This is a genomic window from Niallia sp. Kr1, from assembly GCF_050389805.1.
In the GTDB taxonomy this organism is placed as follows: domain Bacteria; phylum Bacillota; class Bacilli; order Bacillales; family Cytobacillaceae; genus Bacillus_BD.
The window spans coordinates 5,048,740-5,074,033 of record NZ_CP130945.1 but is presented as its reverse complement, the minus strand read 5'-3'; the positions used below and the strand labels follow the sequence as shown (position 1 = coordinate 5,074,033).

Here is a 25,294-nt window from a genome sequence, read left to right as displayed (position 1 = left end):
ACCTCAATGGAGTGATTTGAGGGTTAAATTATTAAAAAAGTTTGAATAAACGATAAAATAGAGGTAGGAGAACCCTATACTAGAAAAGTGGTGAGGATATGAAGTACAAACAAATTAAATGGCTGATCCTAACCCTTCCAACTGTTACGATTGCCCTATGGGAATATATAAGACATGAGTTTCTTCTATTGTATATCTCAATGGAAATGGGTAACTATCTTTCGCCAATATTGGTCTTTATGGTAACTCTTGTTTTTTTACGACATTTGTTTTCGATTTTGGAAAGAATGCATGAGGAGTTAGAAAGGGAAAAGGCAAAGAAAGCTGCACTCATCGAAAGAGAAAATTTGGCGAGGGAACTTCATGATGGAATTGCTCAATCATTGTTTTTATTGTCGGTGAAGGTAAATAAGTTTGGGAAAAAGAATCAACTTAATCAGGATTCTGATTTTCAAAGGATTAAACAAACGCTTCAACATATTCATGAAGACACACGCCAGGCAATTACAAACCTTAAATATCTACCAAATGAACCCCCCTTTAGTTGGACGGACACGATCTATCAGTATGTAAAAGAGCTTAAGAATCAACATCTAATGGATGTCCATTTAGAATGGGAAATTAAAGAAAATACGTTAACACCCAAGGAAAAGGTAGAGCTATTTGCCTGTATAAAAGAAGCGGTGATGAACGTGATTAAACACGCCAAAACCAATCAAGTGTGGATAGTGGCGCAGGAAATAGAGAATGGGTGGATCTGCCAAATAAAGGATTGTGGAATAGGATTCACCAATGAAACGCTTCAACGAGGAAAGGGTTATGGACTACAAATTATTCAAAATCGAGCGAGAGATATGGAATGGGAATTTTCGATTAAGACAACTAACCAGAAAACCATCGTTGAAATAAAAAAGGAGGGAATATAGATGCAGGCTTTTCGAATCCTTATTGTTGATGACCATGCCCATGCAAGAGAAGGAATTCGAGAAATTCTTGAAGACTATGAGGACTTTCAAATTATTGGGGAAGCGAAGAATGGACAAGAAGCCATTAATCTTACTGAAGAATTAATGCCGGATATCATTTTGATGGATATTCAAATGCCCGTTATGGATGGACTCCAAGCGACAAAAAGAATCAAATTGAAATTTCCTTATGTAAAAATTGTCATGATTACCGTTTCTGATGATATTACCGATTTATTTGATGCCTTAAAGAAGGGGGCACAAGGCTATTTACTAAAAAATATTGTATCAGAAACATGGGTAGAGCATTTGAGAGCTTTTGCTTTAGATGAGGTTCCTATGTCTAAAGAAATTGCCTTTCAAATTTTGAAGGAATTTCCACAGAATCAAGAAAGAACCGAAAAGAAAACCCCATTATCTTCTCGAGAGTTAGAAGTATTACGATTAGTGGCCAAAGGGTTATCCAATCGGGAAATCTCTGAAAATCTTTTTATTTCGGAGCATACGGTAAAAAGCCATCTGAAAAATATATTAGGGAAACTCCACCTAGACAATCGGGTGCAACTCGCCAGTTATGCTTTTCAACAGGGATTGATGAATGAGCAAACGTAGGTGACAAGACCAATGATCGAAGTGAAAAAAGTGGATTTCGATTGGAGGCTGGTCATGATAACACGGTCACCTTGCAGTTTGCTATAGTGTCTCAAACGACAGAGCAAGACTGAATTCATAGAATGAAGTCCGATAGAGCGCCTCAAACGGACAGGGCAAGACTGAATTCATAGAATGAAGTCCGATAGAGCACTCCAAACGGACAGAGCAGGTCAGAATTCATAGAATGAAGTCCGATAGAGCGTCTCAAACGGACAGGGCAAGCCTGAATCCACAGAATGAAGTCCGATAGAGCGCCTCAAACGGACAGGGCAAGCCTGAATCCATAGAATGAAGTCCGATAGAGCGCTCCAAACGGACATTGCAGGTCAGAATTCATAGAATGAAGTCCGATAGAGCACTCCAAACGGACAGAGCAGGTCAGAATTCATAGAATGAAGTCCGATAGAGCGCTCCAAACGGACATTGCAGGTCTGAATCCATAGAATGAAGTCCGATAGAGCGCCTCAAACGGACAGAGTATTAGCCAGAAACAAGAAATTAGTCCATTTCACACAACTATATTTAACGAAAGGCTTGACTCAGTGTAACAGGTTCCTCACTTGTCATTGCTTCAGACATAATACATACTCCCTTAGCGCCCATAGCCTTAATCTCATGTACATGATTTCGTTTGATGCCACCAATGGCAAAGACGGGAACTGTCACAGATTCACATACATTTTTTAAAAAAGTAAGTCCCCTAGGCGGAACGCCCTTTTTACTATCTGTTGAAAAGATGTGTCCAGCAATTAAGTAGGTTGCCCCTAGTGAAACAGCCTCTACTGCTTCACTAACAGTATGGACGGATGCACCAATATTTACAAACGAATCAATCTCGTCGTAATGGTTTCTTAAGTTTGTCATGGACAAATGGATATTTGGGTTCTTTAGTTTTTGAGCCACTTTCATATTTTGATTGATTAGTAGTGGGACACTATAAACTTTGCAAACTTCCATTATGTTAGAGGCAAGCTTTTCATATTCATCATCGTCCATGTCTTTTTCACGTAACATAATTCCGTGTGGTTTCCCCATTGCCAACTGTTGAATTTGTTTCAAAAAATTACATTTACAAAGCTTGCGGTTAGTTACATAAATAATCATTGACCAAGCACCTACACTCGAATGTAATCTGTGTAAACGGGTTGTAATCCTTTGCTGACAAGCATTTGGTGGACCTCCGCCACACTCCGTTCATCGGAGATTTCAAACTGTTGGTCGCCTTTTTGTTCTTCCTCATGACCGCCCACTCCAACGTTTACGCCTGCAGACATTTTATTTGCCACCATTCCTGCGACATGATCACGAAATCCTGCTCTCTCACGAGTAGAAATTGTAATTCCAGCGAAAGGCATGAATAAACGGTAAGCAAGCATCACTTGTAAAAGCTGTTTTTCATGAACATCTTTTGAGTTATTGTCTGCGTTATTAATATAAGGACGAATTCGTGGGACCGAGAAGCCAATTTCAGCATGCGGATATTTCTGTTGAATCAGTTTTGCATGCAAGCCAGCTGCAAAGGCATCTTTACGGAAATCATCTAAACCCAGTAATGCACCAAAGGAAACACCACGCATCCCACCTAATAAAGCACGCTCTTGAGCATAAAAACGATATGGAAAAATTCGCTTTGAACCCCATAAATGAACCTTTTCGTACGTATCAGGATTATACGTTTCTTGATAGACCGATACAAAGTCGGCACCACATTCGTGAAGGTAGGCGTATTCATCCACATTCAAAGGATAAATTTCAATCCCCACCGTTTTAAAATATTTCGTTGCTTGTTTAATGGTTTTTCCGATATACTCAACGTCTGATTTATAACGGGATTCCCCAGTAAGAAGCAAGATTTCCTCCAACCCAGTAGAGGCAATAGCTTTCAGTTCTTCTTCGGCTTCATCATAATTGAGGACTGCTCGTTGGATTTTATTGGTTGCCTTAAATCCACAATAGACACATTCATTTTGGCAGTAATTTGCAATATATAAAGGGGTAAACAACGAAACATTATCGCCAAAGTGCTTTTTCGTTTCGGCCATTCCTTTCACGGCCATTTCCTCTAAATAAGAAAGTGCAGCCGGAGAGAGAAGGGCTCCATAATCTTCAAGTGAAAGATGGTCCTTGCTTAAAGCTCTCTCGACATCACGGTTTGTATAAAGGGTACAATCGTATTTCTCAACCGTTGACAATACTTTGTTCATTAAATCAGATTGTATGATTTCCATGCCTTCTTGATATTGCATATGATCGACTTTTTTCATCACCATCTCACTCAATCCTCCAAAAATCCTGTTAAGGGACTTGATGCCTCAGCCTTTAAATCTAGTACTCTGCCTAGACCAGCTAGATAGGCTTCACGACCGGATTGAATCGCTTGTTTAAAGGCACTAGCCATCAAGGAAACATCGTTAGCTGTAGCAATCGCTGTGTTAGACATAACCGCATCAACCCCCATTTCCATTGCTTCACAAGCTTGTGAAGGGCGTCCGATCCCTGCGTCCACAATAATTGGAAGGTCAATTTCGTCGACTAAAATTTGAATAAATTCTTTTGTACAGAGTCCTTTATTACTGCCAATCGGAGCACCTAAGGGCATGACCGCGGCAGCCCCAGCATCTACCAAGGCTCTTGCTGCATATAAATCTGGGTACATATAAGGCATCACGATAAATCCATCTTTTGCAAGCATTTCAGTGGCGCGGACTGTTTCCTGGTTATCAGGTAGTAAATATTTTGAATCTGAAATTACCTCTACTTTAACAAAATCCCCACAGCCAATCTCCCTTGCCAAACGAGCAATTCTGACTGCTTCTTCTGCTGTTCTTGCTCCTGATGTATTTGGGAGTAATGTAATATTTTTTGGAATATAGTCAAGGATATTTTCTTCGCCTGCTGTATTGGCTCTTCTTAAAGCTAGAGTCACCATTTCTGCTTCTCCGTGTTGGATCACGGTTTTCATGAAATCTAATGAAAACTTCCCTGAACCTAAAATAAAACGAGAGTTAAACTGGTGCCCTCCAATAATTAATGGATCTTTCGTTAATGTTTCTTTCATTCGTAAAACTCCTTTCTTATACTTCTTCTTCTCCGACTAATAAGCGGAGGATCATATTTGCTTGATGTCCAGCACAAATTTGGACGCGCGGTGCCATTAACCCTTGACCAACTTTTGCTTCATTGACTAAATCTCCGCAAACATATAGGCGCTCCATGGGTCTAGCCGTTCGAATTAAGTTGGAACTTTCATATCCAGCTAATCCGGTTCCGCAAACAATTTTAGATTCAGGCAACTCACTTAATGCCGTATTGATGAGCATTGATTTTTGATCAGCTTTATCAAAGGCTTCACAAATCACATCACAGTCGCTAAAAAGGGCGGCAACATTATCCTCTGTAATTTTCACCAATTCCGTATCAATTTTAATGAATGGGTTGATTTCTTCAATTTGTTCTTTCAAAGCTAATGTTTTAGGCATTCCCAAATGTCTTACATAGTAATTTTGGCGATTTAAATTACTTGGCTCGACGATGTCAAAGTCAACTAATAGTAGATGACCTACGCCAATTCGTGCGAGCATCACCGCTATATTGGATCCCAGTCCTCCAAGACCGGCAATACCTACTTTTGCTTTTTTAAGCTTCTCGTGAACATTTGGTGTATGGCGAGCGACCATCATACTTTCTAATTCCGCTTTATTCGGCATCACACCTTTGCGAATAATGGAAAGGGTGTCATTTTCTTTGAGTGGACAATCTTCGGCAATTTGGAATCCATTTAGGATCAAAATATCATCTTGTTTACCCATTGCGTCTCGAACTTCGAATGCTGTTTTATAAGATGTTTGTTGTTCTTTTCCATTGATTATAATTTGCACGGTTCAACCTCCTCCAACAAATTGAACAATTTCTAACGTATCTTGGTCCTCAAGATATATATTTTGATATTCTTTTTTCGGTACAATTTGCCCGTTTTGTTCAACGGCAATTTTTGCTAAATCAAAACCTTTACTTGTTAAATAGTTATATAGAGTGATTTCTTTTTCTAGTGATTCTAAAGTCCCGTTAACCTTCATTTTTTCATCTCCTTGTGCTTGGTTTACAAAAAAAAGCACAAAACAAGTAACACCCTTTCGGTGGTGTTCCCCATTTTGTGCTTTGCTTTTATAAAATTGATTACTTGAATTATAGGAAACTTCAGATAAAATGTCAAGGGGCTATATGATTTTAGTAGAATCATTGATGTTATACCTTTCCTAGAAAAGAGTACGTAAATAAGTAATAAAAAAATAGTTTAAATCCTTCTAATTTACACATTATTTACAGTAAATTAACAAATAGTCTGTATAATTTGGTATAGGTCGTTAGTATGAGGTGTTGGGGGTATTCATTTTGAAGTTAAGACCATTGCGTAAAAGTATGCCGGATTCGAAAAGAAAGAAATCAAAACCTAGTAAAGTAAAGCATCGTAAAGACAAGCCTAGTATCCTTTCATCATTATCTCAAAAGGTAAATTTAGGAGCTAGACTATTTATCTTATTTGTTTCATTATTGATGATTTCTGTTTGTATTGTCGGTGTTAGCTCGTATGTAAAAGCAAAGGAAACGACGATGGAAACTATCGAAAATCGATTACAAAGAGAAGCCGAGTTGATGGGATATATTGCAGAATTTCTTAAGTTTGTCTATGTAAGTGATGAAGGTTATTTTATGCAGCAACTTGAAAGTAACGTTCGTCAACAACAAGAAAAGCTTGATTCAGATGGAATCAGCTCTGACTTCTTTTATATTGCTAATAAAGAAGTCATTCCATTTAATGTGAGTAAAGAATCAATACCAGATATTCCGGAAAGAATGGTTAATACGATGAGTGAGACCAAAAATGGCGTTTTCCATGAAACGTTGAATGGTGTTGATTATACCATTGCCTTCCACGATATCAGTGAGATTGGTGGTATTTACGGATTGCTGATTCCTACCGATTCCTATATGGAACCTGTAAACAGTATGGCCTATTTTTCATTAGTCATTATTGCCGCAAGTATTATTGTGACAACGATTGTCACGATCCTTTTCGTAAGAACATTGACGAAGCCATTAAATCAACTACGTAATACGATGAGGGAAGTAAGAGAGGGGAAATTTCAACATTCAACCGATATTAAGACAACTATCCCTGAAATTGCATCCTTGCAAAAAAGTTATAATGCTATGATTGGTCACATCAGTGGGATGCTACATGAGTTAAAAGAAACGACGAAAGAACTAGAAAATAAAGGATCTGAATTAGAACAAGCATCAGGTGAGGCGTTAACATCGAGTCAAGAATTAGTTGAGTCTATTAATATCGTTCGTCAGGGTGCAGAACAAACAGCAAGCAGTTCAGAGGATAGTGCAAATAGCTTTAGAAAGATGAAAAATATGATTGAGGACACCATGAATAATATGGAAAAAGTCTTTGACAGTGCCGATCATATGAACCTTTCAGCTAATCGTGGTGAGAAAAGTATGGATGAATTAATTTCAACGATTCATTCCTTTGAGAAAGACTTTGATAATTTAACAAAAACGATTAAGCAGGTAAAAGACTTTTCCTTTTCAATTACAAATCTAGTAGGGTTAGTAAATGGAATTGCTGAACAGACAAAATTACTTGCCTTGAATGCTTCCATTGAGGCTGCTCGTGCTGGAGATGCTGGGAAGGGATTTGCTGTAGTTGCTCAAGAAGTTCGTAACTTGGCGGAGCAGTCAACAAATGCAACAGAAGAGATTTCGCAATCGATTTTAAAGATGGAAAACATTACGGTAGGGGCCTCCCAAGAATTCGAACAGATGCTATCCAAAATTAAAAATAACTTACAAATGGCGAACGAATCGAAAATTTCATTTGATGAATTAATGGCGGAAATATCTGAAGTCAGTAAACAACTTCAAGGGATGCAAGGTAAGTTGCAGGATTTAAATGGAATTATGCCACAACTAGAGCAAACAGCGGATAGCTTTTTATCCGTTTCTCAAGAAACATTGGCAAGTGCAGAGGAAATGCTGGCTTCAAGTGAAAATCAAATCATTCAAATGGAAAGCACGAATGAAATTGGTCTATCTTTAAACCAGGTATCTCAATCATTATCCGCTATGACAAAACGTTTTCAAGTAAGTGATTAGTAAAAAGGTACCCAAAATAGGAAAGGGGCGATCCAAAATGTGCTGTAGCATATTTAGGGATTGCCCCTTCATACTTTCTTTTCCAACTTTTTAACCATACCAAAAAAATAGGTCCTACAATCGTAAAAGAAATTATTGAATATCATAAAGGAAGAATTTGAGTGGAAGGTAAAGCCAGCAAAGGAACCTGCCTTTTTTTATTGCTAACGGTTAACGTAAGTTAAATTTTCGTTAAAAGGTTATCATTATATGGAAATTAGTTTCATATTAGGCTGTTTGTAGGTTATTATTTAAGGATAAGTATTACATCTTTATTGAATATTGTAACTACAAATTTTAGCTAGATTTCAAAGGAAGGTCGTATATGTCGGAAGAAGCAAATATTACGAGATTAAATCTAGATGGCAAGGAAATTATTTTAATTGGTACGGCCCATGTATCCAAGCAAAGTGCTCAGCAGGTAAAGGAAGTGATTGAAAGGGAAAAACCCGATTCGGTTTGTATTGAACTGGATGAGCAGCGCTATCAATCCATTGTTGACGGTAATAAGTGGAAGGATATGGATATATTTAAAGTGGTTAAGGAAGGAAAAGCGGCAGTCCTTCTAATCAACTTGGCATTATCTTCATTTCAGAAAAGAATGGCTAGTCAACTAGGAATTGATGCAGGTCAAGAAATGATTCAAGGGATTCAGTCAGCTGAGGAAATTGGAGCTAAACTTGTATTAGCCGATCGAAATATTCAAGTTACTTTTTCGCGCATCTGGCATAATGTCGGATTATGGGGCAAAGCCCAACTCATTTCGCAGATAATCCTTAGTATCTTCAGCAATGAAAAGATTACGGAGGAAGAATTAGAAAAAATGAAATCCCAGGATATGCTTAATTCGGTATTAAGCGATTTTACTGAGCATTTTCCAAGATTAAAAACGCCTTTGATTGATGAACGGGATCAATATTTATCGCAGAAAATTAAAGAGGCCCCAGGAGAAAAGGTGGTTGCGGTTTTAGGAGCAGCCCATGTACCTGGGATTACAAAGGTCATTTATGAAGACCATGATCTTGATGCTATTTCAAGACCGCCTACTAAATCAAAGTGGCCTAAAATCATCGGTTGGACGATTCCTTTACTTATTATTGCAATGATCGCTTATACATTTTATACCAACCCGCAAGCAGGTTTACAGCAGACATTAAGCTGGTTCCTTTGGCATGGCTCCCTTTCGGCACTAGGAACAGCACTGGCATTTGGACATCCGTTAACCATTTTGACAGCCTTTGTTGCTGCTCCTATCACGGCTTTAGATCCAATAACAGCAGCTGGATGGTTTACAGGTTTTGTACAAGCTCTTGTTCGTAAACCGAACGTTAGGGATTTTGAAAGTCTTGCTACTGATGTTCATACCATTAAAGGGTTCTGGAATAACAAAGTAACAAGAATTCTCCTTGTTGTCGTAATGGCCAATATTGGTAGCTCATTAGGAACATTTATTGGGGCTGCTGATGTCGTACGGTTATTCTTGAGTAATTTCTAGATGTAATGTCGATAAAAACTATTGAATGATTTCTTATTTGTTCAGTAGTTTTTATTTTTTTATTGAATGAATCATTTAATGTCTTATTTTTATTATGGGAAACCTTTATTCGTTTTCTTGGCATAATCCTTGCATGTAAGATTTATGGATAGGATACAACGATATAGGGAGGATTTTGATATGTTAAAAAATATAACGATTATTGGTTCAGGTGTAATGGGAAGTTCGATTGCACAATCGTTTGCCGTATATGGTTATTCGGTCATTATCAATGATATTAAAGAAGAATTTTTAATAAGGGCCAAAGGGAGAATTGCTGAGAATCTCACTGTGATGGTCGAGGAAAACGCAATTACAGAGGAACAAAAAGAAGTAGCTTTAGGTAATATTACTTATCATGTTGATTTACAACAATCGGTTCAAAACGCAGATTTTATCCTTGAGGCCATACCCGAAGTGATTGAAATGAAATGGGATTTGTTTGATCAATTAGAGTCTCTTATGAAGGAGGGTACTATTGTTGCTTCGAATACATCCACTTTTCCGATTACAAAGTTAATGGAGAAATCATCATTCGCAGACCGTATGATGATTACGCACTTTTTTAATCCAGGTCATTTAGTTCCACTTGTTGAGCTCGTAAAACATGAAAAAACAAAACCAGAAGTTGTACAAGCAACAATGGAGCTTATTCGGAGTATTAGAAAATCCCCTGTACTTCTCAAAAAGGAGATATCAGGATTTATTGCTAACCGTTTGCAAACAGCTCTAATGCGTGAAGCTTTCTATTTATTAAAAGAAGGTGTTGCAGATGCACGGGACATTGATATGGCTGTAACCGATGGACCTGGTTTTCGCTGGGCTTTTACGGGCCCCATTGAAATTGCGGAGTTTGGTGGACTTGATACATGGCAGCGAGTGTTTGATAATGTGGCGCCTGATTTAGATGATCGTAAAGGAGCACCCGATGTGATTAACAAATTGGTTTCACAAAATAAGTTAGGAACAAAGACTGGCGAAGGAATCTTTATATATAAGGAAAATGAAGTCACAGAAAAGCTAGACGCCCGTGACCGATATTTTATTCAACTAGGGGAAATAAAATCTAATTAGGAATAAAGTGGAGAAATGACCCTAGGTTCCCTTATGTTATAATGTTGCTATATGGCGAGAAATTAAGGAGGGTCTAGGTGACTATTGAAAAAGAAACCGTCCTGTTGGAAATAATGGAAGCGCTTTATAACAAAATGGCTGTTGGAGTGTTAGTAACAGATCATCATAATAAAATGATCTATTGCAATCAGTTTGTGTTTGATAAATTGAATCAGAATGATTCCGAACTCGATTTATTTACAAATAGCTTAGAGAAACTGGAAGAGTCAGTGAGTACCCTACTACAGTTTAATGAAATCGATATCATTGTAAGAAAAGAATGTCTTACTTTGGCTTCCAAAATATATCAGGTATATTTGGTTACTTCCACTGAGGATGATGGATTGCTAATCGAACGTCAACAGGAATTACCATTTAAGGATATCATCGATTATACGTATGACGGCTTGGTTGTTGTTGATAAAGACGGCATTGTACAAATGCTAAATCGTCCCTATGCTGATTTTCTTGGCGTTGACCAAGAAAGCTCGATAGGAAAGCATGTAACAGAAGTCATTGAAAATTCTCGGATGCATATTGTTGCACAAACAGGTAAAGAGGAAGTCGCGCAACTACAAAAAATTAATGGAAACTATATGATTGCTACTCGTATTCCGATGGTTAAGGATGGAAAAGTCATTGGTGCAGTGGGAAAAGTGTTATTTAAAAATCTCAATCAATTAAATTCTCTCACAAAAAGAGTTCACTCGCTTGAAAAAGAACTAAACAGGTACAAAGGTGAATTTAAGGAGAGAAACAAGGCGACATATACCTTCGATAGTTTAATTGGAAAAAGTCCGACCTTTTTGGAAGCCAAAGAACAAGCAAAGAAAGCAGCAAAGAGCGATTCTAATGTATTGATCTTAGGTGAAAGTGGTACAGGGAAAGAATTATTTTCCCATTCCATTCATAGGGACAGTAAGCGTGCTATGGGTGTGTTTATCAAGGTGAATTGCGCAGCAATCCCTCCAGAATTACTAGAATCAGAACTATTCGGTTATGAAGAGGGATCCTTTACTGGGGCTAAAAAAGGCGGTAAAATGGGTAAATTTGAAGCGGCTGATGGGGGAACAATCTTTCTTGACGAAATTGGTGAATTACCTTTGCATATGCAAGTTAAATTACTCCGGGTTTTACAAGAGAGGGAAATCGAACGAATTGGTGCTACTAGGACCATCCCGATTGATGTAAGAATTATTGCCGCTACAAACCGAAATCTTGAGGAGATGGTTGAAAAGGGAGAATTCCGACTCGATTTATACTATCGTTTAAAAGTAATGACGATATATGTTCCGAAATTAAGTGAGCGGAATGAAGATATTATATCGCTTGTCCATCATTTTCTTCAAAAGTATCAGATCTTAATGAACAAGAGAATAGAAGGAATAAGTGACCGTGCATTACGGCTATTATCCTCTTATTCGTGGCCTGGAAATATTCGTGAATTAGAAAATACAATTGAGCGGGCTTTAAACATGGTAGAAGTAGACGAAATCATTACTTCTGATCATTTGCCTGAAGAAATCAGAGGGTATAAAAGGCCAACAGTCAATTTATCTTTGGCTGAAGTGATGGAGGAAACAGAACGAAATACCATTATCAATTATTTAGAAATGATGAATGGAAACAAATCAGAAACCGCGAAAATGCTCGGAATTAGTCGAACAACGCTCTATGAAAAGATGAATAAGTATGGTTTATAACAATAGAAATTAAAGGTTGTATCTTGATAGATACAGCCATTTTTTTTACCCAAATGTCCCTGTTTGTGGAGACAAAACGAGATAGATGTACGGAAAACCTTACAATATTTTGATTGAAAACGCTTAAGTGTAAGGAATTACGTACAAATAAATCGTTTAAAAACTAAAGTGTAAGGATAACCGAACAAAACAAGGGCGGTATCCCTAATTTATTTGAGGATCCACTCTTTATATGTGGGATAAAAAGATGAATAGCTATTTCCAAATTTTGTCGAATAATATTAAAAGGATTGTATAAATCACGGGATGATCATAAAAGGTAAAGAAAAAAGTATCCCTTTTTCAACAAAAAATTAAAGTTGGCACGGTTATTGCATTATTAATTTGTGTTAGTTAATTTACTAAACTATTAGTTCATCATATATTGGAGGTGCTCCGGAATGAGTAAAGTCATTTCAATGGAGGAAGTTTCATCAGTGTTTAAAGATGGAATGACAGTTATGGCTGGAGGATTTATGGGAATTGGAACTCCAGAATCCCTTGTACAAGCAATCGGTGAAGCAGATGTAAAAGATATTACCTTGATCGCTAATGATACCGCTTTCATAGAAACAGGTGTAGGTCCGCTCATTGTGAATAGGAAGTGTAAAAAGGTGATTGCTTCCCATATAGGGACGAATCCAGAAACTGGAAGACAAATGATTGCTGGCGAATTAAATGTTGAATTAGTTCCTCAAGGAACATTAGCTGAGCGTGTACGTGCTGGTGGTGCTGGACTCGGTGGAATCTTAACTCCAACAGGTGTAGGTACCGTTGTAGAAGAAGGTAAGGAAAAAATAACTGTAGATGGTCGAGAGTTTTTACTAGAAACGCCACTTCGTGCAGATGTGGCACTTCTAAAAGCTTATAAGGCTGATACGGCAGGGAACTTAGTTTATCATAAATCGGCTCGTAACTTTAATCCCCTGATGGCAATGGCAGCAGACACGGTTATTGTAGAGGTCGAAAACTTAGTTGAAGTGGGAGAAATTGATCCTGATGAAGTTATGACTCCAGGAATATTAGTAGATAAAATAATCGTTCAAGGAGGTAATCACTAATGGTAACCATGGCACCCCCACAAATGACAGCCAAACAAATTATCGCAGCTCGTGTGGCAAAGGAAATGAAGGATGGAGATGTTGTTAATCTTGGCATTGGGCTTCCGACAATGGTTCCCAATTATTTACCAGAAGGTGTTAACGTCATCCTTCAATCTGAAAATGGTTATATTGGGCTAGGTCCTGTAACAGTAGAAGACCCCGATTTAGTCAATGCAGGAGGTCAACCGTCAGGTATTTTACCTGGTGGTGCGTTCTTTGATAGTTGCTTTTCATTCGAATTAATTCGTGGTGGACACGTTGATGTAACAGTATTAGGTGGACTTGAAGTAGATAAGCATGGAAACATTGCGAACTGGATGGTTCCTGGAAAGATGGTTCCTGGTATGGGCGGCGCAATGGACTTAGTGACAGGTGCCAAAAAGGTGATCGTGGCCATGGAACATTGTACGAAAAAAGGTGGATCTAAAATTCTAGAACAATGTACATTACCGTTAACCGGAAAAGGTGTTGTAGATGTCATTGTTACAGAGTTAGCGGTTTTCCGTGTAACAAAAGAAGGATTAGTTCTAGAAGAGCTTCAAGATGGGGTTACGCTAGAAGAAGTGAAGGTAAAAACAGGCGCTACCTTTACCGTTAGTTCAAACCTTGTTTAATCATAGTTTCAAAGTTTTGTAGGTAAGAAAGTATAAGCTTTTAAGTTAGATGAGATATCTAGCTCCAGCGCTTCCCCCTCGAGGTCACAAACTTGCCAGCCGGAGAGTTTTCTTTATCGGTCGGGGGCGAGCACATTAGGGAAAGCTTCCTTGAATTTGCTTCACAGGAACAAAAGAACTTTTGTTCCGAAGACGCTTACACTTTTAAATTAGGAGGAAATAGAATGCGTGAAGTAGTCGTTGTCAGTGCTGTTCGTACAGCAATCGGTAGTTTTGGAGGAACGTTAAGCAATACACCAGCAACAGAGCTGGGTGCAGTTGTTATTAAAGAAGCTTTAAATCGAGCAGGAATTAATGGTGAGCAAGTCGATGAAGTGATCATGGGGAATGTTCTACAAGCTGGACTTGGTCAGGGACCTGCTCGTACAGCCGCTTTAAAAGCTGGACTACCAATTGAAGTATGCGCAACCGCTATTAATAAATTATGTGGCTCTGGGATGAAGGCTGTTCATTTAGCCGCTCAATCGATTCAATTAGGTGATGCAGACATTGTTGTGGCTGGTGGTATGGAAAATATGAGCATGGCACCATATATCTTACCTAAAGCACGTACTGGTTACCGTATGGGGGATGGAAAAATCATTGATAGTATGATTAAGGATGGATTACAATGTGCGATTAATGATTATCACATGGGTGTTACAGCAGAAAATATTGCTGAAAAGTGGGATTTAACTCGCCAGCAGCAAGATGAATTTGCAGCCTGGAGCCAACAAAAGGCTGAAGCAGCGATTAAAGATGAAAAATTCAAAGACGAAATTGTACCCGTTGTGATTCCACGGCGTAAAGGTGATCCAATTGTATTTGACACTGATGAATTCCCGCGTGCAGGTGTAACAGCTGAAGCATTGGCAAAATTAAAACCGGCATTCAAGAAAGAGGGAACCGTTACAGCTGGTAACGCTTCGGGTATTAACGATGGAGCGGCTGCACTCGTGCTAATGAGCCGTGAAAAGGCAGAGGAATTAGGGGTTAAACCATTGGCTGTACTTCGTGGTATGGGAGCTGCGGGTGTAGATCCAAGTATCATGGGAATTGGACCTGTTCCTGCGACAAGAAAGGCTTTGGAAAAAGCTGGACTATCTCTAGCAGATATGGATTTAGTAGAAGCAAACGAGGCATTTGCTGCACAAGCATTAGCAGTTGGTCAGGATCTAGAAATTCCAAATGAAAAGTTAAATGTTAATGGCGGTGCGATTGCCTTAGGACACCCAATTGGTGCCAGTGGTGCACGGATTATCGTGACATTATTACATGAAATGAAACGCCAAGAGTCACACTATGGCTTAGCCACATTATGTATTGGTGGCGGTATGGGAATTGCAACTGTACTTGAAATAGAAAAGTAGGATATAGTTTTTTAATTTAAACATACTAGATTAGTAAGATCATACTGCTAGAATAGAAAATTGAATTTTAGCAGTATGATCGATTAAACCTGTATGTATTCAATTAATGTGTTACTTTTATCAAAATAAAAAATCGGAGAGGGAAAAGTGTTGTATACATTTGCTCTATAAAGAGCGAATATAACATTCTTTCTGGGGGAGTTACTATGTGGGATTTATTTATAATTTTACTTTCACTCGGTTTATTAATGTTTACTGCATACAAGGGATTCTCAGTAATATTAATGGCACCACTTTGTGCATTACTAGCTGTATTCCTGATTGATCCAGCTAACGTACTACCATTCTATTCAGGTGTATTCATGCCAAAAATGGTTGGTTTTATTCAAAGCTATTTTCTAGTCTTTTTACTAGGCGCTATTTTTGGTAAAGTCGTTGAAATGTCAGGGATTGCTGAATCCATCGCGAAAACAATCGCAAAATTAATTGGTGCTAAACAAGCAATGTTGACAGTTGTTTTATTAGGAGCCATTTTAACCTACAGTGGTGTAAGTTTATTCGTAGCCGTATTCGCTATTTATCCATTTGCTAAAAAATTATTTATACAAGCAGATATTCCAAAACGACTTATCCCAGGTACCATTGCACTAGGTGCATTTACCTTTACAATGGATGCATTACCAGGTACACCACAAATCCAAAACGTTATTCCTATTTCATTCTTTGGAACAGATATTTATGCTGCACCAACACTAGGTATTATTGGAGCTATCATTGTACTATCTGCTGGTTTAGCCTACTTAGAGTGGAGAAAGAGATCTGCTGCTAAGGCAGGGGAAGGTTATTATGGATTTGCCGACGAGACAGCAGCTGCCCTTGAAGCGGTTAAACAGGACGAAGTTGATGAACCTTCAGCAGATTTAAATTCGAATGGAACTGTATTAAGACAAATTTTAGCTTTTGTACCACTTATTCTTGTAGCTGTCATGAATATGTGGTTAACAAAGGCAATTCCAGGATGGTATCCAAATGGATTTGATTTCGCTGATTTAGGTATAGCAGATTATACAGTCGATGTTGCAAAAAATGCAGCTATTTGGGCGGTTGGTCTAGCATTAATAGTAGGGATTATTACCTCTATTGCTTATGATTTCAAAAAGGTTAAAACAGGTCTAAAAGCAGGTCTAAATACAAGTATCGGTGGAGCATTGCTTGCCATTATGAACACAGGATCTGAATATGGATTTGGTGGAATTATTGCAGCATTACCAGGATTTGCAACCGTTAGTAATGGACTAGGCGGTGCATTTTCTAACCCGCTTGTCAATGGTGCGGTTACAACAAGTGCACTAGCAGGTATGACTGGATCAGCATCAGGTGGTATGGGTATTGCATTAAGTGCAATGGGTGCACAATATCAAGCGGCAATTGCAGCAGCAGGTATTCCACCAGAAGTCATGCACCGTGTTGTTGCAATGGCATCAGGTGGTATGGATACTCTTCCACATAACGGAGCTGTTATCACAGTTCTTGCTGTTACGGGCTTAACACACAAACAGTCATATAAAGATATCCTTGCAATCACTGTAATTAAAACTTTAGCTGTATTCGTAATCATTGCTCTTTACACTTGGTTTGGACTTGTATAATAACAATTTTTTAGGTAATTAAAACTCATGGGGTGTTGGACACCTATTACGAAAATAAATAGATAAAGGGAGAGGTCAACATGACAAAAACATTAGAGGGAAAAGCAGCGTTTATTACAGGTTCGGCAAGTGGAATTGGTTTAGAAATAGCAAAGAAATTTGCCCATGAGGGTGCAAAGGTTGTTATTTCAGATATGAATGCTGAAAAATGTGATGAAACAGCATCAGCGTTAAATGAGGAAGGATTAACAGCCTTTTCCGCTCCATGTGATGTAACGGATGAAGATGCGTTTAAAAATGCAATTGAAGCTGCAAAAAATCATTACGGTACAATTGATATCTTGATTAATAATGCAGGATTCCAATATGTAGCGCCGATCGAAGAATTCCCAACAGCCGTATATGAAAAATTAATTAAAGTGATGTTAACAGGTTCATTTATTGGGATTAAAAACGTATTCCCAATTATGAAAGCCCAAAAATCAGGAAGAATTATTAATATGGCTTCCATTAATGGATTGATTGGCTTTGCTGGAAAAGCTGGTTACAACAGTGCAAAACACGGAGTAATTGGTTTAACAAAAGTAGCCGCATTAGAAAGTGCTCGAGATGGTATTACCGTTAATGCCTTATGTCCTGGATATGTGGATACACCGCTTGTCCGTGGTCAAATTGCTGACTTAGCAAAGGCAAGAAACATAAGTGAAAAAAGTGCTCTTGAGGATGCCATTTTGGGAATGGTTCCACAAAAGAGATTACTATCAGTATCTGAAATTGCAAATTATGCAATCTTTTTAGCTAGTGAAAGTGGAGCAGGAATTACCGGACAAGCTGTTGTATTAGATGGTGGATACACAGCTCAATAATATACGCTTTACAAGAATCCTATTCAGTCGATTGAATAGGATTCTTTCCCATAATAAAGTATCAGTTTTTTGAAGTTAGATTAATGTCTGCTTTTTTGACAAAAACTTTTCTACATAATTCGAGTATTAATTGTAGATTTCAACTTTGGATTATTATTTTTCTAAATAATGATTATAAAGTGATCACGTTAGATTAATCCGTGTTCTTTCATTAATATATAAACCGTAAATGATAAAATCTATTCCCTCACAACCTATATTTCATGTTTAAAATCTCACAAGTTTCCAATATATAGATATTAGAATACTATTAGTAAATATTAATTTTTCAAAATTTGTCGAATAATTTGTGATTAAAAATGTCGCAATTTATAGTATTATATTTCTTGGATATCAATAACCCTACATAAAATCATCTGGAGGAGATCAAATGTCAGTAAATGAAGTTGTAATTGTAAGTGCTGTTAGAACACCAATTGGTAGTTTCTTAGGTAGTCTACAAAATGTAGCAGCTACTAAACTAGGTGGAATTGTGATTAAAGGTGCTTTAGAAAAAGCAGGTGTAAACGCTAATGACGTAGATGAAGTCATTATGGGGAATGTATTACAAGCGGGTCTTGGACAAAACCCTGCAAGACAAGCTTCTCTTGAAGCTGGAATCCCACAAGAGGCTTCAGCTATTACAATTAATAGGGTATGTGGATCAGGTTTAAGTGCCGTACAATTAGCAACACAATCTATTTTAGCTGGAGATGCTGATGTCGTTGTAGCTGGTGGAATGGAAAATATGAGTGCAGCATCTTATGTCCTAAAAGGAGCCCGTAACGGGTTCAAAATGGGTGATCAAAAGATTGTTGACAGCATGATCCAGGACGGATTATGGTGTGCAATGAACGATTATCATATGGGAGTAACAGCTGAAAATTTAGCTGCTAAGTATGAAATTTCACGTGAAGAGCAAGATGAGTTTTCAGCATGGAGCCAACAAAAAGCACAAGCAGCAATTGAAGCAAACCGTTTTGCTGATGAAATCATTCCAGTTGAAATTCCTGGACGTAAAGGACAAGTTACAGTATTTAGCCAAGATGAATTTCCTCGTTTTGGTACAACAGCTGAAGGCTTAGGAAAACTTCGCCCGGCATTTAAAAAGGACGGATCAGTAACAGCTGGTAATGCTTCTGGTATTAATGACGGAGCAGCAGCATTTGTTATTATGAGCCGTAAAAAAGCGGAAGAATTAGGTGTTACACCTTTAGTTTCAATTAAAGCGAATGCAAGTGCAGGTGTAGATCCATCTATTATGGGGATTGGACCAGTACCAGCAGTGAAAAAAGCTCTTGAAAAATCAGCATTATCATTAGAAGAAATTGATTTAATCGAAGCAAACGAAGCATTTGCAGCACAATCACTTGCTGTTGACCGTGAACTGCAATTTAACAAAGAAAAATTAAACGTTAACGGTGGAGCCATTGCCCTTGGACACCCAATCGGAGCAAGTGGTGCAAGAATCCTAGTTAGTTTAGTTCATGAAATGCAAAAGCGTGACAGCCGTTACGGATTAGCTACTCTATGTGTTGGCGGAGGTCAAGGTGTAGCTACAATCGTAGAAAAAGCTTAAAAGTGGAAGTGCCAAGAAGGACATCGACTTAGAGAATGTTGGTGTCAGCACATCCCGTGTAAAAAACAACGAGACTTCGGCCAGGAAGTCTCGTTGTTTACAATTAGTACTTAAAGAAACTATAAGTTTTTAAGTCAGATTAATGTCTAGCTCCAGCGCCTACCCCCTCGAGGTCACAAGCCAATCCGTCAAGAAGATTAAAGAACAATCTTCATGCCGGCTCGTCTTGTGCTTGTCGGGGGTGAGCAAGGCGCTTACGCTTTTCTTTTATTACACAACTAATCCACCATCAACACTTAAAATTGTACCGTTCACATAGCTTGCGTCGTCAGAAGCTAAGTATAAATAAGCTAATGCAATGTCTTCTGGTTTTCCGAGCTTTCTAAGTGGTGTTTTATCCTTCATTAGGTCAAGTACCTTTTGTGGAACCACTGCTGTCATGCCTGTTTCGATAAAACCAGGAGCCACTGCATTTACACGGATACCCTTCGGACCAAATTCCTTCGCCCAACTTTTTGTTAAACCAATCACACCCGCTTTTGTCGCAGCATAGTTGGTTTGACCAATATTTCCGTATAAACCAATAACAGAAGAAGCATTAAGTATAACTCCTGAACCTTGTTCAAGCATATGTGGGGCAACAGCCTTCGTACATTTGAAAACACCGGATAAGTTAACCGCAATAACCTTCTCCCATGCTGATTCCTCCATCTTCGTTAAGAAACCATCAACTGTAATCCCTGCGTTATTGATTAAAACGTCAATTTTTCCATGCTTATCAATAACAGAATCAACCATTTGTTGAATTTGATCGCTATTCGTTACATCTACTTTGAAAAAGTCTACTTTATCACTATTGAATTCCTCGAGTGCAGCTACACCGGCTGCTTTGTCATAATCGCATATAACAACACTGGCACCTTCCTGAAGAAATCTTCTCGCTGTTTCTTTACCAATACCTTGGGCTCCACCTGTAATTAATACCACTTTATTAGTAAATTTCAAAAGCTCACCTCATTTTTGTGCTAGTATTTTTCGTACTCAGAACGGGATAAGACACCCATCTGTTCTATACAGTCATTTTCAGATAAGTGTCTGTTATATCATATTCGGACTTCCCATAAAAAAGAACAGCGAAAAATCGCTGTCCCTTATTTAAATAGGCTAAGAGCTATTTTAGAGTTTGTTTCGTAAAAATCAATGTACAGTTGTTGAGTTGTTTTAAATTGGTCTTTTAGTTTTTCACGAACTTTTTGTTGTTGTTCAAAGTTGCTTTCTAAAGATTGCTTGAATTGGTCTTGAGATTGGTTAATGAAAGATACGCCCTCTTTATATGGCTTTGAAGATAATTCTTGTACACGATTGCTTAATTCGTCAAATTGAGTGTTTAATTGATCAAATGCTTTAGTTGCTGATTGACCAAATACTTTTTGAAGATTTAATTTCGTTTGCTCACGAATATCTTCAACTAATTTCTTTTGCTCTTCTTGGATTTTAGCGATGTCGCCATCTAATTTTCCTAAAGATTCTTTTTGATTTTCAATTGCTTGAAGAACTAATGCTTCTAATTCAGTTTGAGCCTTACATACTCTGTCTAAACCTTCAGACCATGTGCTTAATAGAGTTTCATTTAAGTTTTCTGCTGCAGTTTTTGTTGCTGTTGCCATTGTGTAAAACCTCCTAATAATATTTATGATCATTGCAGATAGTCTGCATTGTCATTATTCATGTGGTAAATGGTGTGTACTCTATTTTTCTTCTTTTTTATCTTCATGCTGATGATTTGTCTTAGATGGTAAAAACATGTCCATATATATCGTAAAAAAGCGGTTAATAATAGATTGGTATTGCTCAAGTGCATCTGTGCATGTTTGTAAGTAGGCTTCTCCAGCTTCTGTAAGCGAATAAATCCGCTTGGCTGGACCTCCTTGACTTGTGTCCCATTCAGATTTTACAAGATTATCCTTTTCAAGTTGTCTTAATGTTCGATACAAGTTTCCCTGATCAATGGATGTAAATCCAAATCGAGTTAATTCTTGAATAATCTTATAACCATGCAAACTCCAATCACGGAGACTTAATAAAATAACTGGTACCATTAAGTTCTTTGGCATTGATGTCATTATTTTGTCTTCTTTAGATGGTTGTTTTTTCTCGTTCTTGTCCGTTGTCATCAAGTATCCCTCCATCGTTCAAGTCCATATATGTAATTTACACCTAAGTGTAGAAATTGTCAAAGGTATTTTTCAATACTTTTGTAAATTTTTTGTCAATTCGGGATGATCCTTTACAATTCGACAATCTTTTTACAATTTTTTAAAAATTTAGCCTTTTAATATACAAAGAAACTTAGTATTATAGATATGTCAATAAAGTATTGGAGGAGAAAACATGACAAGAGATTATAATGTGTATGAAATGTGGAAAGACTTTTATTTCCAAACAAGCAATTCAATTGATGACAAAGTAAAAGAGGACTTTCCTTCTCAAGGTGTTGGCCAAGTATTGGAAATGAATCTTCTTTTTAAAAAAATGTTAGATGAAATGACTGAACGCTATTTAGAGTCAGTAAATATTCCAACAAGAAATGATTTAGCAAGTATTTCGTCTCTTATTGTGAATGTAGATGCAAAGGTTGATGAATTAGAAGAACTAGTGGAAGATTTAAAGACAACACAAACAAATCCATCTCTTCAACGTGATTTAGCTAATGTTAAAAAGGATGTTAAAGGATTAGATCAGAAGCTAAACGAAATTCTTACTATTTTAAATAACCAAAATAGCCAAAATAAACAAAATACTGAAAAACCAAAAGCAACAACAACTACTCAAGCAAAAAACTAATATAGTATTAGTTTGAATAAAATATCTAAATATTTAAATATAGCAAAATGGGGGATAACAGACATGGCAGAAATTAAAAACAAAGTAGCAATTGTAACAGGTGGAAGCAGAGGAATTGGAGCAGCAATTTCAGAAGAATTAGCGAAAAACGGAGTAAATGTTGTAATCAACTATAATAGTAATAGTGAAGCAGCAGATAAAAAAGTAGCAGAACTTAAAGAGCTTGGTGTTGAAGCATATGCAGTTCAAGCAGACGTTTCAAAAAGTGAAGATGCTGCAAAATTAGTTCAAGCAGCAGTAGAAAAATTTGGTCAATTAGATATTCTAGTGAACAACGCTGGAATTACGAGAGATAGCACATTCAAAAAGCTTTCTGAAGAGGATTGGAGACAAGTTATTGATGTAAACTTAAACAGTGTTTACAATACAACATCTGTAGCTTTACCACACTTAACAGAAGCTGAAGCTGGACGTATTATCAATATCTCTTCAATCATTGGCCAATTCGGTGGTTTTGGTCAAACAAACTATGCAGCTGCAAAAGCAGGATTAATTGGTTTTACTAAATCACTTGCTCTTGAAACAGCTAAAACAAACTTAACAGTTAATGCAATTTGCCCTGGATATATTGGAACTGAAATGGTTGCAGCTATTCCTGAGAAAGTTCTTGATGGACTTAAAGCGAAGATCCCTCAAAAGCGTCTTGGTAAGCCTGAAGAAATCGCAAAAGGCGTAGTGTTCCTATGCAAAGACGGTGACTATATTACAGGTCAACAGTTAAATATTAATGGCGGAATTTACATGTAATTTGTAATGATCCACTCATCTACTGTATATCTTTTATAGAAGAATTATATTTTTTAAGGAGTGAGTACCATTAGTATTTTCGTAACTGAAGAGTGGAAGGAAATGGCTGAATTCATGCCAGAAGAGTACCAACAAGTCTTTAATAAAGTGAAAAAGGCTACAGATGTCATGGTTGATGCAGAACCTGAAGTTGCACCAACACCTAAAGAAGTCATTTGGACGAAAAATAAGGCAAAGTTATACCGTTATATTTCGGATAAGCCAGTTGAGCACAAGGTTCCAATCTTGATGATATATGCCTTAATTAATAAGCCATATATTTTGGATTTAACAAAAGGTGGAAGCTTTGTAGAATACTTAGTAAACCGCGGCTTCGATGTATACTTAATTGACTGGGGTACACCAGGCTATGAAGATAAAAATATGAAGTTAGATGATTATATTTTAGATTACATCCCACGTGCGGTTAAAAAGGTTCTTCGTACATCCGGTGCAGATGAAGTTTCCTTATTTGGTTATTGCATGGGTGGTACGATGACAGGTATTTTTGCTTCGCTACACCCAGAATTACCAATCCGTAATATTGTCTTTATGACAAGTCCTTTTGATTTTGAGAATACAGGATTATACGGTGAAATGCTAGATGAGAAGCACTTTGATGTTGATAAGGTTGCTGATACATTAGGTCTTGTGCCACCAGAAATGATTGACTTTGGTAACAAATTAGTGAAACCAATGTCCAACTTCTACGGACCATATGTGAGCTTGGTTGACCGTGCTGAAAACTCAAGCTTTGTTAAAAGCTGGAAACTCCTTCAAAAATGGTTAAACGATGGGATTCCTTTCCCAGGTGAAGCATATCGTCAGTGGATTAGAGACTTTTATCAGAAAAACAAGCTTATTAAAGGCGAACTTGTTATTCGCGGTCAAAAGGTAGATTTAAGCAACATTAAGGCAAATGTGTTAAATCTATCAGGACAAAATGATATTATTGCTCAACCACATCAAGTGGAAGCATTAATGGATGTCATCTCAAGTAAAGATAAGCAATATATTGATTTACCTGTTGGCCACACTTCCATTACATTTGGTAGCAAGGCAACAAAAATTACGTATCCAACGGTTGGAGATTGGTTAGAAGAACGTTCTAATTAATCGGAAAATTGACAAGATAAACTCATTTCTAGGGTGTCCTTTATGGACACCCGTTTCTTTTTTTAACCCACTCTTTGAAGGAACTGATCAACAGCCTCATTAAAAGCCTCTTTTTGTTCAATATTGCTTAAGTGTCCTGTGTTTTCAAATAGGATTGTCTGGGAATGTCTTATTAGATTTCCCATCATCACCATGTTAAGAAATGGTGTGACTCTATCGTGTCTCCCACCGATCAATAAGACAGGTTTATGAATAATTGGGAGAATGCTAAAATAGTTAATTCCAATCGGTGCCTTAGCACAATCGATATAAGTATCCCTTATTTGAAATCCATTCAAAGCTTCTTCTTTAAATGATTGATTATACAATGCAGTCTGTACAATTCGAGTTCGTAATCGTTCTTTACTATGCATCATAAGTTGTTTGGAACGTTGAATGGAATGGTAGGATAGCAGAACAGGGATATAGGATGTCGTATTGGCAAGAATTAAGCCGCTGACCTTTTCTGGGCGTTGCCAGAATATCTCCTGGGCAATGATACCTCCTAATGATAAACCGCATATATAAGCTGAGGGAATCTGAAGATAATCTAGTAAATGGATGATATCAAGGGCAAAGTTTTTAACCGTAATATCACGGTCTATAGCCGTTTCTCCATGTCCCCTAATATCTGGGATAATAAGGCGATAGTGACTGGCGAGTTCATGTTGTGGTTCCCATGCCTCTTTTTTACTGCCAAGCCCATGAATAAAGACAATGGGTATTCCTTTCCCTATATCTTGATAAACGATCATTATTTGACGACCTTTCATTGTGGTGTTTGATCCGTTGCTATCATCTTGTACAAATATTCTGGATTTTAAACAAGGAAAGGTAGAGTGATTTTTATAAACAACTTAGGGGGTTTTCTTCAAATGAAGACAGAAATAAGGTAAAAGACTGTAAAATAGGGTCTTCATACTGATCTTGAAGACTAAAATGAAGTAAAAGTACATGGAAAAAGGTCTTCATACCGTT

The 25,294-nt window shown here is 37.5% G+C and carries 24 protein-coding genes; 15 read left to right on the top strand and 9 right to left on the bottom strand.

The annotated features are described in order from the left end of the window. Nucleotides 1-98 precede the first annotated feature (98 nt). Both Q5760_RS25130 and Q5760_RS25125 read left to right on the top strand, forming a co-directional pair. A complete protein-coding gene (locus Q5760_RS25130; protein WP_428910219.1) occupies nt 99-926 on the top strand; it encodes a sensor histidine kinase in 828 nt (275 codons plus the stop codon). Further along, nucleotides 927-1,577, top strand: a complete 651-nt coding sequence (locus Q5760_RS25125) for a response regulator (protein WP_428910218.1) — start codon at nt 927-929, stop codon at nt 1,575-1,577. Between the two features lie 564 nt (nt 1,578-2,141). On the opposite strand, the gene Q5760_RS25120 is transcribed toward Q5760_RS25125, so the two are convergent. From Q5760_RS25120 to thiS, 5 genes are read right to left on the bottom strand one after another with little or no spacing between them, the layout of a single operon-like run. After that, nucleotides 2,142-2,723: a thiamine phosphate synthase gene (locus Q5760_RS25120; RefSeq protein WP_428910217.1), complete on the bottom strand. Its 582-nt coding sequence runs from the start codon at nt 2,721-2,723 to the stop codon at nt 2,142-2,144. 11 nt (nt 2,724-2,734) lie between these two features. Continuing rightward, nucleotides 2,735-3,889 carry a 2-iminoacetate synthase ThiH gene (thiH, locus tag Q5760_RS25115; protein WP_428910216.1) on the bottom strand — a complete coding sequence of 385 codons (1,155 nt, stop codon included), beginning with the start codon at nt 3,887-3,889 and terminating at the stop codon, nt 2,735-2,737. 5 nt (nt 3,890-3,894) lie between these two features. After that, nucleotides 3,895-4,677 (bottom strand): thiazole synthase, encoded by a 783-nt coding sequence (locus tag Q5760_RS25110; protein WP_428910215.1) that lies wholly within the window; start codon nt 4,675-4,677, stop codon nt 3,895-3,897. Between the two features lie 16 nt (nt 4,678-4,693). Further along, nucleotides 4,694-5,497, bottom strand: coding sequence for a sulfur carrier protein ThiS adenylyltransferase ThiF (thiF, locus tag Q5760_RS25105; protein WP_428910214.1), 804 nt, complete (start codon nt 5,495-5,497; stop codon nt 4,694-4,696). 3 nt (nt 5,498-5,500) lie between these two features. Continuing rightward, nucleotides 5,501-5,695 (bottom strand): sulfur carrier protein ThiS, encoded by a 195-nt coding sequence (thiS, locus tag Q5760_RS25100; RefSeq protein WP_428910213.1) that lies wholly within the window; start codon nt 5,693-5,695, stop codon nt 5,501-5,503. 316 nt (nt 5,696-6,011) lie between these two features. Between thiS and Q5760_RS25095 the strand changes: the two genes are divergently transcribed. The 10 genes from Q5760_RS25095 (at nt 6,012) to Q5760_RS25050 (ending at nt 19,471) form a co-directional block, all read left to right on the top strand. Continuing rightward, on the top strand, nt 6,012-7,784 hold the full coding sequence (locus tag Q5760_RS25095; RefSeq protein WP_428910212.1) for a methyl-accepting chemotaxis protein: 1,773 nt from the start codon (nt 6,012-6,014) through the stop codon (nt 7,782-7,784). Between the two features lie 364 nt (nt 7,785-8,148). After that, nucleotides 8,149-9,318: a TraB/GumN family protein gene (locus Q5760_RS25090; RefSeq protein WP_428910211.1), complete on the top strand. Its 1,170-nt coding sequence runs from the start codon at nt 8,149-8,151 to the stop codon at nt 9,316-9,318. Between the two features lie 180 nt (nt 9,319-9,498). Then, a complete protein-coding gene (locus Q5760_RS25085) occupies nt 9,499-10,431 on the top strand; it encodes a 3-hydroxyacyl-CoA dehydrogenase family protein (RefSeq protein ID WP_428910210.1) in 933 nt (310 codons plus the stop codon). A gap of 77 nt (nt 10,432-10,508) precedes the next feature. Next, a complete protein-coding gene (locus Q5760_RS25080) occupies nt 10,509-12,173 on the top strand; it encodes a sigma-54 interaction domain-containing protein (RefSeq protein ID WP_428910209.1) in 1,665 nt (554 codons plus the stop codon). Nucleotides 12,174-12,613: 440 nt separating this feature from the next. Next, on the top strand, nt 12,614-13,273 hold the full coding sequence (gene atoD / locus Q5760_RS25075) for an acetate CoA-transferase subunit alpha (protein WP_428910208.1): 660 nt from the start codon (nt 12,614-12,616) through the stop codon (nt 13,271-13,273). A gap of 8 nt (nt 13,274-13,281) precedes the next feature. Continuing rightward, on the top strand, nt 13,282-13,929 hold the full coding sequence (locus Q5760_RS25070) for a CoA transferase subunit B (protein ID WP_428912688.1): 648 nt from the start codon (nt 13,282-13,284) through the stop codon (nt 13,927-13,929). Nucleotides 13,930-14,153: 224 nt separating this feature from the next. Beyond that, a complete protein-coding gene (locus Q5760_RS25065; RefSeq protein ID WP_428910207.1) occupies nt 14,154-15,338 on the top strand; it encodes an acetyl-CoA C-acetyltransferase in 1,185 nt (394 codons plus the stop codon). 206 nt (nt 15,339-15,544) lie between these two features. Beyond that, nucleotides 15,545-16,987 (top strand): GntP family permease, encoded by a 1,443-nt coding sequence (locus Q5760_RS25060; RefSeq protein ID WP_428910206.1) that lies wholly within the window; start codon nt 15,545-15,547, stop codon nt 16,985-16,987. 80 nt (nt 16,988-17,067) lie between these two features. Beyond that, the gene (locus Q5760_RS25055; protein WP_428910205.1) at nt 17,068-17,853 is read left to right on the top strand and encodes a 3-hydroxybutyrate dehydrogenase; all 786 of its coding nucleotides are present in this window, start codon (nt 17,068-17,070) and stop codon (nt 17,851-17,853) included. A 430-nt stretch (nt 17,854-18,283) separates the two neighbouring features. Continuing rightward, nucleotides 18,284-19,471, top strand: a complete 1,188-nt coding sequence (locus Q5760_RS25050; protein ID WP_428910204.1) for an acetyl-CoA C-acetyltransferase — start codon at nt 18,284-18,286, stop codon at nt 19,469-19,471. A gap of 270 nt (nt 19,472-19,741) precedes the next feature. On the opposite strand, the gene fabG is transcribed toward Q5760_RS25050, so the two are convergent. The 3 genes from fabG to phaQ all read right to left on the bottom strand — a co-directional run bounded on the left by fabG (nt 19,742) and on the right by phaQ (nt 21,645). Next, a complete protein-coding gene (gene fabG / locus Q5760_RS25045) occupies nt 19,742-20,476 on the bottom strand; it encodes a 3-oxoacyl-ACP reductase FabG (protein WP_428910203.1) in 735 nt (244 codons plus the stop codon). A gap of 146 nt (nt 20,477-20,622) precedes the next feature. Then, the gene (locus tag Q5760_RS25040; RefSeq protein WP_428910202.1) at nt 20,623-21,138 is read right to left on the bottom strand and encodes a hypothetical protein; all 516 of its coding nucleotides are present in this window, start codon (nt 21,136-21,138) and stop codon (nt 20,623-20,625) included. Between the two features lie 81 nt (nt 21,139-21,219). Next, entirely contained in the window at nt 21,220-21,645 is a 426-nt protein-coding gene (gene phaQ / locus Q5760_RS25035) for a poly-beta-hydroxybutyrate-responsive repressor (protein ID WP_428910201.1), read from the bottom strand. Nucleotides 21,646-21,862: 217 nt separating this feature from the next. Here phaQ and Q5760_RS25030 point away from each other — a divergent pair, with 217 nt between their 5' ends. The 3 genes from Q5760_RS25030 (at nt 21,863) to phaC (ending at nt 24,277) form a co-directional block, all read left to right on the top strand. Beyond that, nucleotides 21,863-22,315 carry a hypothetical protein gene (locus Q5760_RS25030; RefSeq protein ID WP_428910200.1) on the top strand — a complete coding sequence of 151 codons (453 nt, stop codon included), beginning with the start codon at nt 21,863-21,865 and terminating at the stop codon, nt 22,313-22,315. Nucleotides 22,316-22,378: 63 nt separating this feature from the next. Continuing rightward, nucleotides 22,379-23,122 (top strand): acetoacetyl-CoA reductase, encoded by a 744-nt coding sequence (gene phbB, locus Q5760_RS25025; RefSeq protein ID WP_428910199.1) that lies wholly within the window; start codon nt 22,379-22,381, stop codon nt 23,120-23,122. A 69-nt stretch (nt 23,123-23,191) separates the two neighbouring features. Next, complete coding sequence (gene phaC / locus Q5760_RS25020) at nt 23,192-24,277, top strand: class III poly(R)-hydroxyalkanoic acid synthase subunit PhaC (RefSeq protein WP_428912687.1); 1,086 nt, start codon at nt 23,192-23,194, stop codon at nt 24,275-24,277. Nucleotides 24,278-24,339: 62 nt separating this feature from the next. On the opposite strand, the gene Q5760_RS25015 is transcribed toward phaC, so the two are convergent. Further along, a complete protein-coding gene (locus Q5760_RS25015) occupies nt 24,340-25,071 on the bottom strand; it encodes an alpha/beta fold hydrolase (RefSeq protein WP_428910198.1) in 732 nt (243 codons plus the stop codon). Between the last annotated feature and the right edge of the window lie 223 nt (nt 25,072-25,294).